Consider the following 16,324-nt stretch of genomic DNA (forward strand, 5'->3'; position numbering starts at 1 on the left):
GTAAGGAATAATGTGGAAGCTCTATAAGTATCTATTTTTCAAGCTTTACCGCCTTGCAGTGAAAATGAACAAGGATACTACCCCCGAGTATACCGCATTCGTGTCCGTGGTAGCTTTGGTGTTTATGAATATACTTTCTATTGATGGTATATTAAAGCTTGCTGGAATGAGACCAGGGTTCTTAGATGGCCTCTCCACTCCCTCAGTTGTTGTCTTAATTATTGCACTTGGTGTACCTCAGTATTTTTTATTGATCCGTACTAGAAAATATGAAAAGATAGCCAAAGAATTTGACAACGAAAGTCTCACGAGGGCTCGAACTGGAGCAGCTTTGGTATTGTTCTACGTGATATTGTCGGTGTTTTCTATTTTCTTTTTTGGAGCCCAAGCCCACGTGTAGGCTGAGGTTATAAAAAAGATTTGGAATCCATTTTAGGTAGTTTTTCTTTTTGAGAGGCTCACGAGCCCAAACCCCACACAAAATATCGCCGTCGTACTCAAAATGATGGTGAGGTTGGCATGGAAGGGGCTTTTGAAAGCAAGCCAACCGTCGGAGGTGAAGAATACGGGCGATAGGCTCAGCCACAGAATCACGAGCACACCAACTACCACACCTATAGCTGCATGCACGCTTTTGGCTCTTTTGGAGATCACGCCCAAGAGGAAGAGGCCTAGCACACCACCGCTGAAGACGGACGACAGTGCCCACCAGGCATCAAGAGCGCTGGTGACGCCGTTGAGGGCCAGGGCCACAAAAATACTGGTGCCGCCCATGGCAAAGGAGGCGGTAAGCAGCACCCGCATCGACTCTTTTTGGGTGGGTGCTCGGTTGAAGAACTTCTTATAGAAGTCGGATAGGATGACTGTGCCAGAACTATTGATACTGGTGGAGACTGTGCTCATGCCCGCCGCAAAAATAGAAGCGATCAGCAGTCCGGTGACGCCGGCAGGCAGACCGGTAACAATGAAGTAGGGGAATATTTTATCACCTGCACCTTGCAGTTCGGTGGGTAGCAGGCCGGGCTGGGCCTGGTAGTAGGCGAACAGGGCCGTGCCGATAAAAAAGAAAAGCAGGGACACTGGTACATACAATAAGCTGCCCAGCCATGTCGATTTCTCCGCTTCTTTTTGGGTGCGGGCGCTGAGGTAGCGCTGCACGTAGTTCTGGTCGATGCCGAAGTTTTGCAGGTTGATGAACAAGCCATAAATCAGCAGCAGCCAGAAGGTGGAGGTCGTAAAATCGAAGTCGAAGTTGCCCAGGCTGAACTTGTTGGCTTCGGAGGCAATGGTGAACACCTGGCCTGGTCCTTCGGGCATAGAAAACATGATGACGAGCAAGCTGGCCACCGCACCGCCAATGAGGATGATGCCCTGAATGGCGTCCGTCCAAACAACTGCTTCAAACCCACCAAGGCTTGCGTAAACAATCACACTGATACCTGTCACCACAATGATCAGGGGAATGCTCCAGCCCAGCAGGGCGCTCATGGGCAACGCCAGCAAATACATAATGGCACCCATACGGGCCAGCTGGGTCAAGAGGTAACAAATGGAAGCGTAGGTGCCAGCCCAGGGGCCAAAGCGTTGCTCCAGGTAAAAGTAAGCAGACTCGCTTTGCAACTTTCGATACAGAGGCACGAAATACTTCACAGCTACTATGGCTGCCAAAGGGATGGAAAGGCTGAAGACAAAGCCATTCCAGTTGCCCATATAGGCATTGCCCGGCAACGCCAGAAAGCTGATGCTGCTCACGAAGGTTGCAAAGATGGACATGCCAATGGCCCAGGCCGGCAGTCGGCCACCACCCAGGGTGTAGTCTTCGGCGGTTCGTTTCCGAAAGGAAAACGAGATGCCGAAGCCGATGATCAGCAGCATGTAAAAGAAGAAGATGGCCAGGTCAATAATTGGCAAGTCCATGGTAAGTAGGTGTTAGTTGGGCGTTGGTATGGTTACAGTAAACCTCTTTTTTCAAGTGTTAATTTAAACTGTTCAATGATAGGCGTTACATGTTTTGTTTCAGCGGCGTCGAAGGCTGCCAGTGGCGGGGCCATGTGGCTTTGGCAAATGTTCATCAGCGACAAGGCAGCTTTGATGCTCTTCAGGTAGCTGGAGCTATACATGCCCACACCATAAAGGCTGTTGCTGATCTGCATCACTATGGCCTGCAGATCTGCGACGGTGGCAAAGTCTTTTTGTGCAGCGGCCTCATAAAGTTTTACAAACAGCTTCGGAAACATATTTGCTCCTCCGCTTACCCCGCCGTGGCCTCCCATCAATACCGACTCGGCCATGGCTTCCTCCGGCCCGACCAACAAGGTGAAGTCGGGTTTTCCCCGCAGCGACTGATATAGCGACTGAAAGTAAACCGAGTTCGCAGAGCTGTCTTTGAGTCCAATGATATTGGGGTGCTCGGAAAGCCGTATAGCCGTGCTTACCTCGATGTGCACTTTGCACAGCCCCGGCATATTGTAGAGGAACAGGGGCAGTGTCAGGCTTCCGGCCAGTTTTTCGTAGTAATTGAAGAGCTCCTTTTGGTTCAGGTTGAAATAATAGGGTGGTGCGGCTACTACTGCCGAGGCACCAGAAGCCTGGGCAGTTTCCGCCAAGCTAAGGCTTTCAGCAAGTGCTGTGTCGGTAATGCCCACCAGCACCGGTAGCCTGCCAGCCACTCGGCGACAAGTTTCTTTGATCAACTGATGACGAATGGCATAGCTAAGGCTGGTGGATTCCCCAGAGCTACCCAGGATGAAAAGCCCGCTGACTCCGCCCGCAATCAGATGTTCCACCAGCTTGGTTAACCCTTCTAAATCAAGACGCATGTCTTCCAGCAAAGGCGTTACCATGGGTGGAATGATGCCTGTGAGAGGTTGCTTTAGTTGTTCGTTGCGAGTCATATAGTTGCGTTCAAAAATTTATTTCAAAATGAATACCTGGTACCAGGCAACTTCAGGAGTTACCACCTTTCGGTTGTAAGCCAGCACATGCCCTTCGTTTGACCAGTTGATATTTTCGAGATCAGTGCTGTCGTAGCTCCTGTCAGGCGACACCTCCGATGTTTCCCCTGTTTGAATATTGGTCAGGTAAATGTCCTGGTTGTAGCCGTAAGCCAAATATTTTCCATCTGCACTTATGCTAAACGAGGTGTCAAGAGAAAAGCCATTGTGCGTGATTTGCCTGGTGTCGCCGCCGTTTGGTGAAACAGCATGCACTTGCACGAAGCCGTCATCATCTTTCATAGGAAAGAAAATCAGTGAGCCATCGGGCAGGCTGCGCAGCCATTGACGGGGGCCTTGTACGCCTGGATTTTTCCGGTCGGTGGTGTAGGTGACCCTTCTTTGCCTGACACCTGCCGGGGGAAAAGGTCGTGAGGTGGTGGTGCCTTCCAAAGGTCTGTCGGGATCGGCGATGGTCAAGTCTGTGTCCAGATCCACTACGAATACCTCTGTCACCAGCTTGCCAGTGGCTTCCCTGGTGTCACCCAAAAAAGCCAGCGCCTTGCTGACACGGCTACCGTTCGGCCTCAAATAGCCATCTGTTCCGATCCAGCCTTCTTCGTAAGCCTTTTCTATTTCGTCGCTGCCTGGCCGGGGGCTTTCTGTGGTTTCGCTGACGATCACCGAAAACATGGTACCACCAAAGCTTTCGGCTGTTTCATTTTCTACTGCCACCGGCCCCTTGTTGATCATGACGCCGATATTTCTCAGGTCTTTTTTAGTGGAGTCTTTTTTGGAAAGCTCCGCTATGACATTGTCGTTATACGTAAAGCTGATCCATCGGCCGTCGGCACTGTAAGAGTGAGCATGTGTCCCTCCTCTCAGCGCCCCAGGAGTGAAGGGCGGAACTACGTCACGGGCGTCCTTTCTTATTAGTTTGCTATTGACGTCAAGATCAACAGCCAATCCTGTGCGCCGGGTAATGCCGTAAGGCCTTGTGGCGTCGTGGTTGCTTAGGCCATGGATGAAAAGGATTTCATTTTGCTTCGGATTGAAAGCAACAGCACCCACTCCGGGGCCGAACGCATTGGCGTTCGGGGCACGATAGACTAGCTTCACTTCTCCATGGGCAATATTGACCATTTCAACTGAGGGGTTCAGCCCAATTAGGGAACCGTCGTTTCTGTTATCGTACACCAGCCATTGGTCATCAGGCGAAAAGGCTTGTCTTTGATTCAGATAATGGCCTTTGGCGTCCGAAGTAAGTTGATATTCTTTCAGGTTCATGTTGGTTTCATGTGTTTTGGACGACCCGCAGGCGGCCAGTGCTAAAGCTACTCCCAGAAAATATAGCGGCCTGCACATCATGGATCTCATTTTTGCAAGGTTTACTTCTTCCTGAATTTTTTGATCCTGTGAAAGGTAAGGAAATTGGCGTCGTGGCTTCTGTGTGCTCCTCCCAGTCCATCGTCATAAGCTGTTCTGGAGAGGAAGATGATGTCTTTACCGTCAAACTGCCAGTCCACATACTGGAAACCATGCTTCAACGGGTCTTCATGTTGAAGGAGAACTTTCCTCAGTGTCCAGTCGTGCAAATTTTCGGAACAGAAGAGTGCCTGAGTATTTCTCAGGCTGGCCGGGTTCTTTCCCTGGTTGGCAGCTTTTACTTCATCAGGCACATCATTCGCAATTGTCCAGTATAATTGACTTTCTGAGTCAAACCGGATGGCGAACTTTTTGCTCCCTCCGGGAAAAGGAACAAAGCCGGTTGCTTCGTCAAATGTTGCCACTTTTCCGTCGCCGCTAATCGAAATAAAAGCAGCTTTTTCTTCCAGCGTAGAGCGGTCGTCGACCCGCAGAATGTCCAATATTTTTCCTTCGGGCGACACCACAGCGTTGCCTTCCAGCCAGCCTCCAAAGTTGCCTTCGAGGTAGGTAGAATCGTAGTAGAGCGTATTGCTAAAGATCCAGTTCTTGGCTACCAGTGGGTCTTGTCCTACGGGGATTGACATCATAAAGGCGCCATAACGCTTGCCCCATTGCTTGATCGGACCCATAGCGCTTTCCATGCCTTTCCACAGCCGACCATTGTGTTCAATCACGGGAACGGGGGCATTGTGGTACTCGCCTTCCAGCAGCAGTCCGGTTTGGTTGTCGACTGGTTCGGTCCATGTGGTGCCGTTGTCAGCCGATGTCCTGATGATGGTGTGGCCGTGGTGCCTGTCGGTGCCGATGAAATACAGCTTTCCCTCGCTCACAAAAAGCTTCGACCAAAAGGCGCCATGAATTTCGGTTACAAACTTCCACGATTTCCCTTTGTTCGTTGACCGGTAAATCCGGGAGTCCGCTTTTACATGCTCATTGGAGTTGGGGCCAAAGAAGTCGTGCGACGCCAGGTAGTCACCATTAGGCAGCACTGCAAGGCTGGGGGAGCCGATGTATTTCCCAGATGAGGCGGGACTATGAGCGACAACAACGCCAGGCACCTTTGATAGATCAGGTGCCTGGGCTGTCGCCAAACTACATATGAAAACAAAGAGGATTACTGTGCTAATTCGATGCATCATTCAGTGTTGTTGGTGGTCGCAAACAAAAGGACGGCTCGCTCTTACGAAGATCAGCCTTTAAAGAGATCAACCACTATCTACTTTTGCCAATAAATTGTATGATTTTGACATATTGACGTTTTATGTCGGGCAAAAAGTGGCAACTTTATACTTAATAGTTTGCTTGCACCACTTCACAGGCGGCAATCAATACATTATTTATGAAGCCTCATTTTCACAAAGTACCCATAGGCGCTGAAGACTCATTCAGCATCAGGCACGATAGCCGACCCAACTTTGGTACGCTATGGCACTACCATCCTGAGCTCGAACTACACTATATCGTGAAAGGGGAGGGCACGCAGTATATTGGCGACAATGTGAGCAACTTCGGTAGTGGCGACATGGTTTTTTTAGGGCAAAATCTGCCTCATACCTGGCGCTGCAAAGAAGAGTACTTCACGGGTAATGAAAAAGTGCAGGTAGAGGCATATGTGCTACATTTCCACCCCACTTGCTTCGGGAAAGACTTCCTTTCGTTGCCGGAAGCCTACCTTATTCCGAGGCTTTTTGAGAAGGCGAAGAAGGGGCTCAAGATTCATGGTGAAAGCAAGGCGAGACTAATTGAGCTACTGGACGGTGCCGTTCATGCTGAAAGCCTTGACAGGGTGATCTACCTGTTGTCCATTCTCAAAGTACTATCAGAGACTGACGAATTCGAAACCATTGCACCAGCCTACGCCTTCAGCCACCTGTCCAGCGAGTCAGAAATGGTGCGGCTGGAAAAAATTTACTCTTACGTGCTGGCACACTACAAGGAGAAAATCACGCTGGAGGAGGTGGCTTCGCTTGCCAACCTGAGCCTCACCTCCTTTTGCAGGTATTTCAAAACGATGACCAAGAAGACTTTTTCTGATTTCCTGACAGAAATACGGATCTCCAATGTTTGCCGGGCGATTGTAGAGGACAAGCTGCCCACCGAGGTGATCTGCTTTGAGTGCGGCTTCAATAATGTCTCTAATTTTTACCGGCATTTTAAGAAAGTGACAGGCATGACGCCTTTTGAGTACAGGAAAAAGTACCTATCTGAAGTGTGAGCCATCAGCATTTTTGGCGGGATAGAAAACGACATTTCGACTGCTGTGTTAGGGGTGAATCTTTCGTGCCAGCGAAACGCTAATTTTATAAAAATACTAGAGATAGTAACAGTTGATAGGCCAAAATATACCGTATTCATGGCTGCATGCTCCGGCCATACCTAATCGCTGTGGAGAATCACCTTCATTTCGTAGCTTTTAAAAGCACCCAATTGAAAGGTTAGCCTCATGTCGATCCCAAAAAACATTCTTCTAGGATTTGTCCTGGCGTTCATTGTCGTAGTGGCGATTGGAATTTACTCCTATACCTATTTCAAAAACTCTGTTCGCCTGGGGAATCAAGGAGCGGTGCTGAACGAGATAACAATAATGGCAAAAGAAGGAAAAGCAATGGTTGTGGATCTTGACCGGAATGTGCTTTCTTTTACGCTTACAGGAGACTCAATATTTAAAAATCACTTTGAGGGCAGGGCGGTATTGCTTCTTAATCAGATCGAGGCAGTACGGAAAATTTCCAGTGAATATCCGTCGTTTATGACCACGATAGACGCACTAAAAGATACAGCCACTGCCTTCGTCGATATGAGGAAGAGGCTTCTGTTCAGTCATTCGAGCAGCACTGGCTATAGCACATTTGCTGCTGATATGGAGGGTTCACTCAACGGTGTAATGTTATTGCTGTCAAGATTAGAGGATCAGGCGTCCTCTTTTGAGAAATCGAGAACGGAAACACTTACCAGACATTTCTATCAATTTGTTTTTGTATTTGCCGGGCTGCTTGTTCTGGCCGTCATTTTGATTTTTGGCTTGCTCTATACTTCCAACACTACTATTAAGGCCAGAGAACTTTCTGAGCGACGGCTGCTGCAACGGAAAGAAGCCATTAAAGACCTGTACGAAAACGCTCCGTGCGGCTACCTTACAGTCAACCATGAGGGAATGGTTATAGCCTGTAATAAGACGTTGCTGCAACTGTTAGGGTATAAAAGAAATGAAGTCATCGACTCAAAACATATTACAACCATACTTCCATCATGGAACCAGTTGCTGGAAAATCATTTTAAAGAAGCAGAAGGTGAAGTGGATCCCAAAGAAGCTGAACCGGAGTTGGTTAAAAAGAATGGCGAGCGCCGTGTTGCCCTGGCTTCTATTGCTGCAAGTGCATCAGGCCTTGATGAGTACATGCTAACGCTGGTTGACTATACCGAAAGACAGAAATTCAGGGATCAACTCATTCAAAATAACCTTGACCTTGAAGCATTCAGCCATTCGGTGTCTCACGACCTCAAAGCACCTTTACGAGCAGTTAACAGCTACTCTGCCATGCTTAAGGAAGATTTTGGGACAGCCCTTAGCGACGATGCCCAACATATGTTGGACACCATTGTGAGGAATGCAAAAAACATGACCCTGATGATCGAAGATTTACTCAGGCTGTCGAGAATGGGGCAAAAAGAGGTGATTGAGTCGGAGATCAATATGGAATCGATGGTTCAAAACGTCATCAAGGGGCTGGAAGCACAGGCAGGAGAGAATAAGGTTACTATTAATGTACAGGAGCTTGGCTCCTCAAAAGGGGACATTGGGCTGATAAAGCAGGTGTGGGTAAACCTGATTTCCAATGCGATTAAATATTCAGGTATGACGCAGCACCCTGAAGTAGAAATTGGTGTCTATAAAGAAAATAATGAAAGGGTATTTTATGTCAGAGACAATGGCTCTGGATTTGACATGCAGTACTACGATAAACTCTTTGGCGTATTTCAACGCCTGCATAGCAGAAAAGATTTCGAGGGAACTGGAGTTGGCCTGTCCATCGTAAAACGCATTATCGACAGACACCACGGCAGGGTTTGGGCCACCTCGGAAGTCAATAAAGGGGCCACTTTTTATTTTACTTTTTTAGGTGCCTGACCAAGCGAGCCAGCGGCCCTCCCATTTTTTGCTTTATGAATGGACAATAGATATAACCTGTATTTCTTCAAGACATAATATAATTTTCACTATATTTTAGTATATTAAAATTATATACGGGCACTTTTAAGACTGAATACGATCTCTCTAAACTCTTTTTTTGGTATGCAGCTGGTAATAAAGGATTTAAGCAAGACTTATAGCGACAACACTCAGGCGCTTAAGAACATTAACCTCACAGTATATCAGGGGATGTTCGGTTTACTCGGGCCAAATGGCGCAGGTAAGTCCACCTTGATGCGAATAATAGCCACGCTTCAGCATGCTGACTCCGGCACAATCACGTTGGGAGATATAGATGTGCTCCAGCAAAAGGAAACTGTGAGGCAAATACTTGGGTATCTGCCCCAGGAGTTTGGGCTCTATCCAAGAGTTTCTGCTGAGACACTACTTGACCATCTTGCCAGCCTTAAGGGCCTGGTCAATAGGGGTGAAAGGAAAGAAGTGGTGGACGCAATGTTGCAGAGGACTAACCTATGGGAGGCTCGCAAGAGAAATCTTGGCGCATATTCAGGCGGTATGAAGCAAAGGTTTGGTATTGCTCAGGCACTCATTGCCAACCCGAAACTCATTATAGTTGATGAACCTACGGCAGGATTGGATCCTGCGGAGCGTAACCGAATTTTAAACTTATTGTCGGAAATAGGGGAAAGCACTATTGTGATACTATCAACACACATTGTTGACGACATCAACGAGTTGTGCACGCATGTAGGCATCATTAGCAATGGCACGTTGCTCTTTAAGGGCAGACCTATCGAAGCCATTGAAAGCATTCAAGGGAAAATTTGGAAAAAGAGAGTGTCGAAAGCAGAGCTGCTGGAGGCAAAGAATCATTTCAACGTGATTTCCGAAAGACTGCTTGCCGGCTCACCGCAGATCCATGTTTATAGTGACGAGAAACCGGATGAGCATTTTGAGGAAGTTGCGGTCGATCTGGAGGAGGTCTATTTTTCAAAAATTTTTGAAGAAGGCACTGTAGCTCAATCCCATTAAAAGCAATTTCATGAAACTGGAGATATTACTTTTCGAACTAAAATATCGAAGTAGAAGGCCGGCCACATACATCTATCTTTTGCTCAGCTTTGCCCTTTGCTTTCTGACTGTAGCCAGCCCCACCTTGTCAGTGCCGCCTTTGGTGGATCCAAATTCACCTTATATGCTGACCCTGTTACTGGTTGTGATAGGCTATGTGTTCACACTTATTAATTCTGCGGTTATTGGCGTGTCTATTATCAGAGATTTTGACCACCAGATGGAGCCACTTGTGTTTACCACGCCTGTTCGTAAGCTGGACTACCTGCTTGGCCGATTTGCGGGCTCGTTTGTTGTTCTGATACTCATAAGCCTGGCTGCTTTGCTGGGTGTAGCGTTAGCTTACTTTTTTGGGGAATTTATGCCCTGGGAGATCTCCTGGGTTGATAAAAGCCTGCAGCCTTTTCAACTTTGGCACTTCATCCAGCCGTATTTAGTATTTTATCTGCCCAACCTTTTTATTACTTCCGCCTTGTTTTTTCTCGGTGGGGCAATTGGCCGAAACACCATTTATATATACACACAAGGGATCATATTTATTGTACTCTATCAAATAAGCATCAGCTTTTTCAAGGACATGGAGTCCCGGCATATTGCTACTTTGATAGACCCACTGGGAGTGCAGGCATTTATTTACCAAACGCAATACTGGACGCCGTCCGAACAGAATGCCAACCTCGTGCCCCTCGATGGTTGGTTTCTTGCCAACAGGATTATGTGGTCGGTTGTGGCTTTGATTGCTCTGGCGGTAACCTACATGAAATTCTCTTTCACTACTTCTGAGGTCAAAAAAGCTAGAAAACCCATTTTCCAACCCGAAACCATCACCATATTTAAAGAGTCGCCGTTCCGCCGCCTGCCTGTGCTTCAGCGCTCCACGGGCTTCGGTACGACCTTGAGACTGGTTGCGGACAGGTCAGTATTTTATTTCAATTTGATTCGAAAGGATACGGCGTTTTTGGCGATTGTGCTAAGTGGCCTTATGCTACTGGTTGTTAAGGCCATGACCATGAGTGAAATGTATGGATCCAGCTCTTATCCTACTACGGACTCGGTGCTTACTTTGCTAGGCTCATTCAATTTGTTTTTTCTGCTTATTGCCGTGGTGTACCCTGGAGACCTTATTTGGAAGGAGCGCCAGCTCAATATTGCAGGAATTACCGATTCACTGCCTGTGGCTGATTATCTGGATACCCTGTCCAAGTTTTTCGGGTTACTTCTTACTTATCTTGTTCTTCTGGCGGTGCTCAACCTGGGAGGTCTTGGGATTCAAGCTTCAAAGGGATACTTTGACTTTGAGTTTTCGGCATACATCGGGAAGCTCTACGGAGAAAACTTTGCTAACCTGGCGCTTATTACTATGGTGGCATTTTTTATTCAGGTAGTCGTCAACAACAAGCTTCTGGGTTATGTCGTCTGTATCGTTTTCTTTTTGCTCAATGGGAACCTCAGCAAATTAGGGGTAGAAAGTGGCTTGTATCAGTTTGCAGCTGGTTCGTTGGGCCCCTTTTCTGACATGAATAAATACGGCCACTTTGTTACTCTGTTTGCGTGGTTGAAGATTTACTGGCTAGGAATTGCAGGACTGTTTTTTATAATGGCTATTCTGTTCTCAATCAGGGGGAATGAAACCCATCCATGGGTGCGATACAAAGCTGGGTTAACAAAGATCTCAACACCCGTTCTGGTGACTTCAACGCTTTTGAGTATTTCTGTGGTTTTCAGCGCTGGCACCATCTACTACAATACCAACTTGATTAATGATTACGAAAGTGGCATTGAGCACAAGGAAATGCTGTCAGCTTATGTTAAGGAGTTGAAAAAGTATGAAAATGTGCCACAGCCAACCATTGTTGAAAATAGCCTTCACCTGGCACTATACCCGTCAACCAGAGAGTTTGTTGCCGAAGGATTCTATTACCTGAAGAACCTCCATATGGCACCGATTTCCGAGATTCATGTGTCACACCATCTGGCCAGGGATCTCCATGTATCCTATCTCCAGTTTGACCGTAAATCATACGCCGTCGACTCCATCGACGACCGCTTCAAATATGAAATCTACAGGCTGGAAGATGCGCTGCAGCCGGGAGACAGTTTAAAGATGTTGTTTAAGCTGAGCTACGTTACAGAAGGGTTTAGAGCCAATGACCAGAATACTGACCTGATCTTTAATGGAACTTTCATCGACAATGGATATTTCCCATCGCTGGGCTACCGGAGAGAGTTTGAAACTGCCGAAGCCCTCAAGGCCCTTCGTCAATCTGCCGGGAGCGACGATGATAACAGCAACAGCTACCACGGCAACAAGGCCCTTGTAGTGGAAAATCATCAGGTTAGGCTCAGTGTAATTGTTAGCACTGAGGCCGGGCAAACAGCTATCGCCCCAGGTGTGCTGGTGGATGCTTGGGAGGAGAACAATAGAAAGTATTATAAATACCAGCCCATCAGGCCAGTACCTGCTGCCTACTCTATTGCTTCTGCCAGGTACGAAACAGCCAGAGATAAGTGGAACGATGTTAACCTTGAAATATACTATCATCCCAAGCACAGTTATAACCTCGAAAGAATGATGGAGGGGATGAAAGATGCGCTGTCTTTTTACAGTGAGATTTACGGCCCTTACCCCTTTGGCCAACTGAGAATCGTGGAATTTCCGAAATACTCCATGCACAAGGAGTCCTTTGCCGGCACCATTCCTTTTTCTGAAGGTCTGGGCTTTATACTTAAAATAGATGATCACACGGACGACCTTGACGTCTGTTACTATCAAACGGTGCATGAGGTAGCTCACCAGTGGTGGGATCCATTGACGTTGGTAGCACAAGAGCCTGACCGGCCCTTTCAAAAAGAAGGATTCGCACAATTCAGTGCACTGATGGCCATCAGGAATGAGTTTTCTGAGGAAACCGTTCGAAGGTTTCTCAAATACGATGTTGATCAGTACCTGTCCGGAAGAACCAAAGAAGGGGTCAGGGAGAATTCGCTTGATAATGCCACCCAGGGCCAGAGCTATATCTACTATAATAAGGCGGCGGTAGCATTCAACATACTGCAGGACTTCCTTGGGCCCGAAGCTGTTGCACAGTCTTTCGCTGCTTTGCTGGGGCGGTCAGCCGATAGCTCGGTACAGGTAAAGGACAATTTTGTGGATCAGATTAAGGAACTTACACCGGACTCGCTACAGTACGTTATTACCGACGTCTTTGAGAGAGTTACCCTTTTCGATAACAAGGCAACATATGCCTTCTTTAAACGGCTGCCAGACGACAGGTATGAAGTATCTCTCACGTTTTCTTCGAAGAAATATCAAATGGACAGCCTTGGCAACGAAGTAAAGGTGCCATTGTACGACTGGGTGGATATTGGTGTTTATACAAAAAACAGCGATGGCAAAGTGGCACTTACCCATCTGGAAAAAGTACACATCAATTCTGAGGAAAATAAAATTAAAATAGTGGTCAACGAACTGCCGATAAAGGCAGGTGTCGACCCGCTTAACAAGTTCATCGACAAGAACGGAGCTGACAATGTCATTGGCACGTCGGAGTCGCAGATCACTTCGGGATTTTTTTTCTAGGGGATATAGGTTCGGGTAAGTGTTAAAAGAAAAAAAGTCACTCCCGAAAGAGAGTGACTTTTTTGGACTGTGTTAAATTTGATTAATCCCTACTACTTCTTCCTTATATACACGTCACCCTGCATGGTTTTGAAAAGGTATTCCTTTCCGCCGCCATTGATTTTGCCAAATACCCAGTCTTCGATAGATACTTTGTATACCCCATTGGACGAAGATTTGTCCACTTTTGGGGCCGATTTCTCAATCACCATGTCGAAGTCGCTGAAGATGTCGCCCCGGTCTGAGCGCATTTTGGCTGTCGCCTTCACGGCTGCTGGGAATGTCACATCCACGTCGCCGTTCAGGGTGGTAAAAGCCATTTGGGCTTCTGGGTTTACACTTTCAAGCGTTACTTTGATGTCACCATTCACAGTGTTGAGTACTGTTGAGCCGCCCACTTGCGTCATCGTAATTTCTCCATTCACATTGCTGATTTCGTGGGCACCGGTAACCCCTTTCACGTCGATGTCGCCGTCGTTCACTGTTGACAGTTTGAGGTCGAAGTTTTTCGGCACTTTGATGTTCAGCGTCATAGTAACTGCCCAGGAGTTGGTGGAAACTTTTACGGTGTTGCCTTTCTCGGTTGCCTCCAGCTCCATGGGGTTGCTGCTGATGCGTTTCATGCCGCTGGGTGTTACCACGCCCCGGTCGTCGTTTTTGCCACCGCCAGCTACTGCCTCTATGATCACGTCCTTGCCATCGTAAGCAGCCACATTGATAGACCCGTTGACCAGGCCCACTTCCAGTTTGCCCTTTTCACCGGGTGAAGAAAGTGGAATAGCAATGGTTTCTTTGTTTCCCTCTTGCGCTTTGGCTGGCAGGGAAATGGCCGCCACTAACAGCCCGATAAATGATAGTTTGATAAATGTTCTCATTGTCCAATTATTTTGATTTTTTGACATAAATATCTCCGTTGAAGGTTTCGAAGGCCAGCAGATTGCCGCCCTTGCCCACCTTGATGTTGTTTTTCTGTGTTAGCTTGTATTTCGTGCTGCCATTTTTCTCAGTCACCTCTTTCGTCCATGCGGGTGGCATTACTTCCATCCTCTCCATATCCGTATAGAAAGAGCCATTGAAGCTTTTGAAGGTAATGTCGGCATCGGGCTCTCCTGGGTAGTACACGTTCACATCGCCATTGAGTGAATAATAGCTGTTTCCACCTGTTGGAGCCTTCGTATGCCGCACCAGCAGCTCACCGTTAATTGTTTTGGCTTCGACACTCCCTCCCATTTGTGTGAGGGTAACATCTCCATTGACATGATGGGCAGACACATTACTGTTCATTCCGTCGACAGTAATAAAGCCGTCGTTTACTGTGCGAACATTCAGGTTCACACTCCTCGGCACCTTCACTTTGAAATCGAAGCTGAATTCATAGTTGACATCTTTGCCCCAATTCCAATTGCAGTTGCAGGGCCCTTCCACCCGCTGGTTGTGAATGAAGGGAGCTTTGTTGTAGAGCACCAGGGCGGAATCATCTTCCCACACTCCAAGACTCATTTCTCTTTTTCCTTTTTCCAACAATTCCTGCGTCTTTGCCGTCAGGGTGAGTTCCGCCGTGACCATAATTTCCTGCCCATCGTAGCCTTCAATTTGCAGGGAGCCGTTGATATTGTAAATCTCAAGCACATTGTCAGGCGAAGGCGTAGCAAACTTCAGCGTTTTCTCAATTTTGATTTTTTCTGTTTCAGTTGCCCGGGCATAGCCGAAGCAGCCAACCAGAAATATGATTAACAATAGATTCTTCATTTGATTAGCATTTAAGTCAATACCTCAATGCTCTGTTGTACTTTTTGTCGCACAATGTCATTCAGGTCGTCTTTCTCTAAAAGCCCTTTGAGGGCCTCCACCGCTCCTTTTTCGTTGAGCGCTACCATGGCCTCCGCCAGGGCAATCTGCACCATGGGCGACGATTGCCTGCTGATTGAGCTCACCAAAGCTTGCCGCACTTCGGGATATCGCCCGAACCTCGCCAAAGCCTCTACGGTGACCATTCGCACATTCACATTTTCATCGGTATTCAATGTTTGAACAAGAGCCTCGATAACCCTGCTGTCTGCCTCCGGCAGCTCCGAGGACAAGCTCACAGCCCTCAACCGGTCCTGAACGGCTGGTTTCTCAAGCAATGTCAGCATCATCATTTCCTTCATGTCTTTCATTTCGCTGGAAAGAGAGCTGATTTCTTGCTTGTACTCACCAGAAGGCGACAGCACGTATCCAAAACCGCCCCCGACAGCGAAAATGAGCATGCCAAGTGCCAGCCTTCGCCACGACAAGATTTCCAAAATACCGGCCCAGTTCACAGTCCCTCTTGGTGCCGTTGCCTCTTTACGGAACTCACTCAGGGTAGCGTAGAAACGCTCATCCATCGTGGCTTCCGGCTCTGGTGTGGCAGGGAGTTCATCCATGGCCAGCCAGATTTTCTCAAGGCCTTCCAGTTCCGACAGCTGTGCCGGGTCGGCCTGGCTCTTAAAGCTTTCCCACTCCTGCAAAGTGATGGACCCATTCATGTAGTCCATCCATTTCTCTTTTAGTTGTTCCTGGCTCATGATGTTATACCTTTTCCAGCTTTAAATAAACCTCTCTCAATTCCTGCAGCACCCTGTGCATCCGCACCTTTACTGCCCCTTCAGTGATTCCGAAGATGTCAGCCACCTGCTCGTACTTCATCCCCTGATATTTTGTGAGGATGAGCATCTCCTGTTTTTCAGGTGCCAGGTGTTTGATCGCTTTTTGCAAAAGCTCGAGGTCTTGCGATTTGGCCATTTGAGAATGCGCATTCTCATCCACCTCGAGCTTTCTTTCCCAGGGCTCCATGTCGTCGGTGTAAGAAACCTTCTTTTGTTTTTTGTAATGGTCGGCGTTTACATTCCTTGCCAGGTGATACATCCAGGCAGTAAACCGATGACTGCCGGAGGTGTCCTCCGTAAAGGTGTAGCGGTACTTGAGCATTCGGTAGAAGACATTGTGCACAAGGTCTTCGCTCACCGATCCGCTGCCGGTTAGCTTATAAAAAAAGCCAAAAAGATTTCTGTTGTGTCGCTCATACAGCAAAGCCATCTTGTCAAGATCGCCGGCCTTGACTTTCAGCATGAGCGAGTTGTCGTCCAAAGCATTCAA

13 protein-coding genes are annotated in these 16,324 nt (G+C 47.6%); 5 read left to right on the plus strand and 8 right to left on the minus strand.

Annotated features, from left to right (window positions below):
• Positions 1 to 10 precede the first annotated feature (10 nt).
• Complete coding sequence (locus RT717_RS26195) at positions 11 to 400, plus strand: hypothetical protein (RefSeq protein ID WP_317489284.1); 390 nt, start codon at positions 11 to 13, stop codon at positions 398 to 400.
• Positions 401 to 432: 32 nt separating this feature from the next.
• Here RT717_RS26195 and RT717_RS26200 read toward each other — a convergent pair whose 3' ends face one another.
• The 4 genes from RT717_RS26200 to RT717_RS26215 are packed head-to-tail and all read right to left on the minus strand — an operon-like array spanning position 433 to position 5,500.
• The gene (locus RT717_RS26200) at positions 433 to 1,917 is read right to left on the minus strand and encodes a sodium:solute symporter (protein WP_317489285.1); all 1,485 of its coding nucleotides are present in this window, start codon (positions 1,915 to 1,917) and stop codon (positions 433 to 435) included.
• A 32-nt stretch (positions 1,918 to 1,949) separates the two neighbouring features.
• Positions 1,950 to 2,894, minus strand: a complete 945-nt coding sequence (locus RT717_RS26205; RefSeq protein ID WP_317489286.1) for a dihydrodipicolinate synthase family protein — start codon at positions 2,892 to 2,894, stop codon at positions 1,950 to 1,952.
• Between the two features lie 18 nt (positions 2,895 to 2,912).
• Complete coding sequence (locus tag RT717_RS26210) at positions 2,913 to 4,310, minus strand: DUF3748 domain-containing protein (protein ID WP_317489287.1); 1,398 nt, start codon at positions 4,308 to 4,310, stop codon at positions 2,913 to 2,915.
• Positions 4,311 to 4,321: 11 nt separating this feature from the next.
• Complete coding sequence (locus RT717_RS26215; protein WP_317489288.1) at positions 4,322 to 5,500, minus strand: sialidase family protein; 1,179 nt, start codon at positions 5,498 to 5,500, stop codon at positions 4,322 to 4,324.
• A 200-nt stretch (positions 5,501 to 5,700) separates the two neighbouring features.
• On the opposite strand from RT717_RS26215, the gene RT717_RS26220 reads away from it, so the two are divergent.
• The 4 genes from RT717_RS26220 to RT717_RS26235 all read left to right on the plus strand — a co-directional run bounded on the left by RT717_RS26220 (position 5,701) and on the right by RT717_RS26235 (position 13,165).
• Positions 5,701 to 6,576 (plus strand): AraC family transcriptional regulator, encoded by an 876-nt coding sequence (locus tag RT717_RS26220; RefSeq protein WP_317489289.1) that lies wholly within the window; start codon positions 5,701 to 5,703, stop codon positions 6,574 to 6,576.
• Positions 6,577 to 6,804: 228 nt separating this feature from the next.
• On the plus strand, positions 6,805 to 8,490 hold the full coding sequence (locus RT717_RS26225; RefSeq protein ID WP_317489290.1) for an ATP-binding protein: 1,686 nt from the start codon (positions 6,805 to 6,807) through the stop codon (positions 8,488 to 8,490).
• Between the two features lie 165 nt (positions 8,491 to 8,655).
• Positions 8,656 to 9,546 carry an ABC transporter ATP-binding protein gene (locus RT717_RS26230; protein ID WP_317489291.1) on the plus strand — a complete coding sequence of 297 codons (891 nt, stop codon included), beginning with the start codon at positions 8,656 to 8,658 and terminating at the stop codon, positions 9,544 to 9,546.
• Between the two features lie 10 nt (positions 9,547 to 9,556).
• A complete protein-coding gene (locus RT717_RS26235) occupies positions 9,557 to 13,165 on the plus strand; it encodes a M1 family aminopeptidase (RefSeq protein ID WP_317489292.1) in 3,609 nt (1,202 codons plus the stop codon).
• 92 nt (positions 13,166 to 13,257) lie between these two features.
• Here RT717_RS26235 and RT717_RS26240 read toward each other — a convergent pair whose 3' ends face one another.
• The 4 genes from RT717_RS26240 to RT717_RS26255 are packed head-to-tail and all read right to left on the minus strand — an operon-like array spanning position 13,258 to position 16,324.
• On the minus strand, positions 13,258 to 14,079 hold the full coding sequence (locus RT717_RS26240; RefSeq protein ID WP_317489293.1) for a DUF4097 family beta strand repeat-containing protein: 822 nt from the start codon (positions 14,077 to 14,079) through the stop codon (positions 13,258 to 13,260).
• Positions 14,080 to 14,086: 7 nt separating this feature from the next.
• The gene (locus tag RT717_RS26245; RefSeq protein ID WP_317489294.1) at positions 14,087 to 14,953 is read right to left on the minus strand and encodes a DUF4097 family beta strand repeat-containing protein; all 867 of its coding nucleotides are present in this window, start codon (positions 14,951 to 14,953) and stop codon (positions 14,087 to 14,089) included.
• Between the two features lie 11 nt (positions 14,954 to 14,964).
• Positions 14,965 to 15,753, minus strand: a complete 789-nt coding sequence (locus RT717_RS26250) for a HEAT repeat domain-containing protein (protein WP_317489295.1) — start codon at positions 15,751 to 15,753, stop codon at positions 14,965 to 14,967.
• A 4-nt stretch (positions 15,754 to 15,757) separates the two neighbouring features.
• On the minus strand, positions 15,758 to 16,324 hold the full coding sequence (locus RT717_RS26255) for an RNA polymerase sigma factor (RefSeq protein WP_317489296.1): 567 nt from the start codon (positions 16,322 to 16,324) through the stop codon (positions 15,758 to 15,760).

Source organism: Imperialibacter roseus (assembly GCF_032999765.1).
GTDB classification, from domain to species: domain Bacteria; phylum Bacteroidota; class Bacteroidia; order Cytophagales; family Cyclobacteriaceae; genus Imperialibacter; species Imperialibacter roseus.

What these genes read in the sequence shown, in the direction of transcription:
- RT717_RS26240 (WP_317489293.1), bottom strand. Translation starts at nt 14,079, where the DNA reads ATGAGAACATTTATCAAACTATCATTTATCGGGCTGTTAGTGGCGGCC.
- RT717_RS26215 (WP_317489288.1), bottom strand. Translation starts at nt 5,500, where the DNA reads ATGATGCATCGAATTAGCACAGTAATCCTCTTTGTTTTCATATGTAGT.
- RT717_RS26225 (WP_317489290.1), top strand. Translation starts at nt 6,805, where the DNA reads ATGTCGATCCCAAAAAACATTCTTCTAGGATTTGTCCTGGCGTTCATT.
- RT717_RS26200 (WP_317489285.1), bottom strand. Translation starts at nt 1,917, where the DNA reads ATGGACTTGCCAATTATTGACCTGGCCATCTTCTTCTTTTACATGCTG.
- RT717_RS26220 (WP_317489289.1), top strand. Translation starts at nt 5,701, where the DNA reads ATGAAGCCTCATTTTCACAAAGTACCCATAGGCGCTGAAGACTCATTC.
- RT717_RS26250 (WP_317489295.1), bottom strand. Translation starts at nt 15,753, where the DNA reads ATGAGCCAGGAACAACTAAAAGAGAAATGGATGGACTACATGAATGGG.
- RT717_RS26195 (WP_317489284.1), top strand. Translation starts at nt 11, where the DNA reads ATGTGGAAGCTCTATAAGTATCTATTTTTCAAGCTTTACCGCCTTGCA.
- RT717_RS26235 (WP_317489292.1), top strand. Translation starts at nt 9,557, where the DNA reads ATGAAACTGGAGATATTACTTTTCGAACTAAAATATCGAAGTAGAAGG.
- RT717_RS26210 (WP_317489287.1), bottom strand. Translation starts at nt 4,310, where the DNA reads ATGAGATCCATGATGTGCAGGCCGCTATATTTTCTGGGAGTAGCTTTA.
- RT717_RS26230 (WP_317489291.1), top strand. Translation starts at nt 8,656, where the DNA reads ATGCAGCTGGTAATAAAGGATTTAAGCAAGACTTATAGCGACAACACT.
- RT717_RS26205 (WP_317489286.1), bottom strand. Translation starts at nt 2,894, where the DNA reads ATGACTCGCAACGAACAACTAAAGCAACCTCTCACAGGCATCATTCCA.
- RT717_RS26245 (WP_317489294.1), bottom strand. Translation starts at nt 14,953, where the DNA reads ATGAAGAATCTATTGTTAATCATATTTCTGGTTGGCTGCTTCGGCTAT.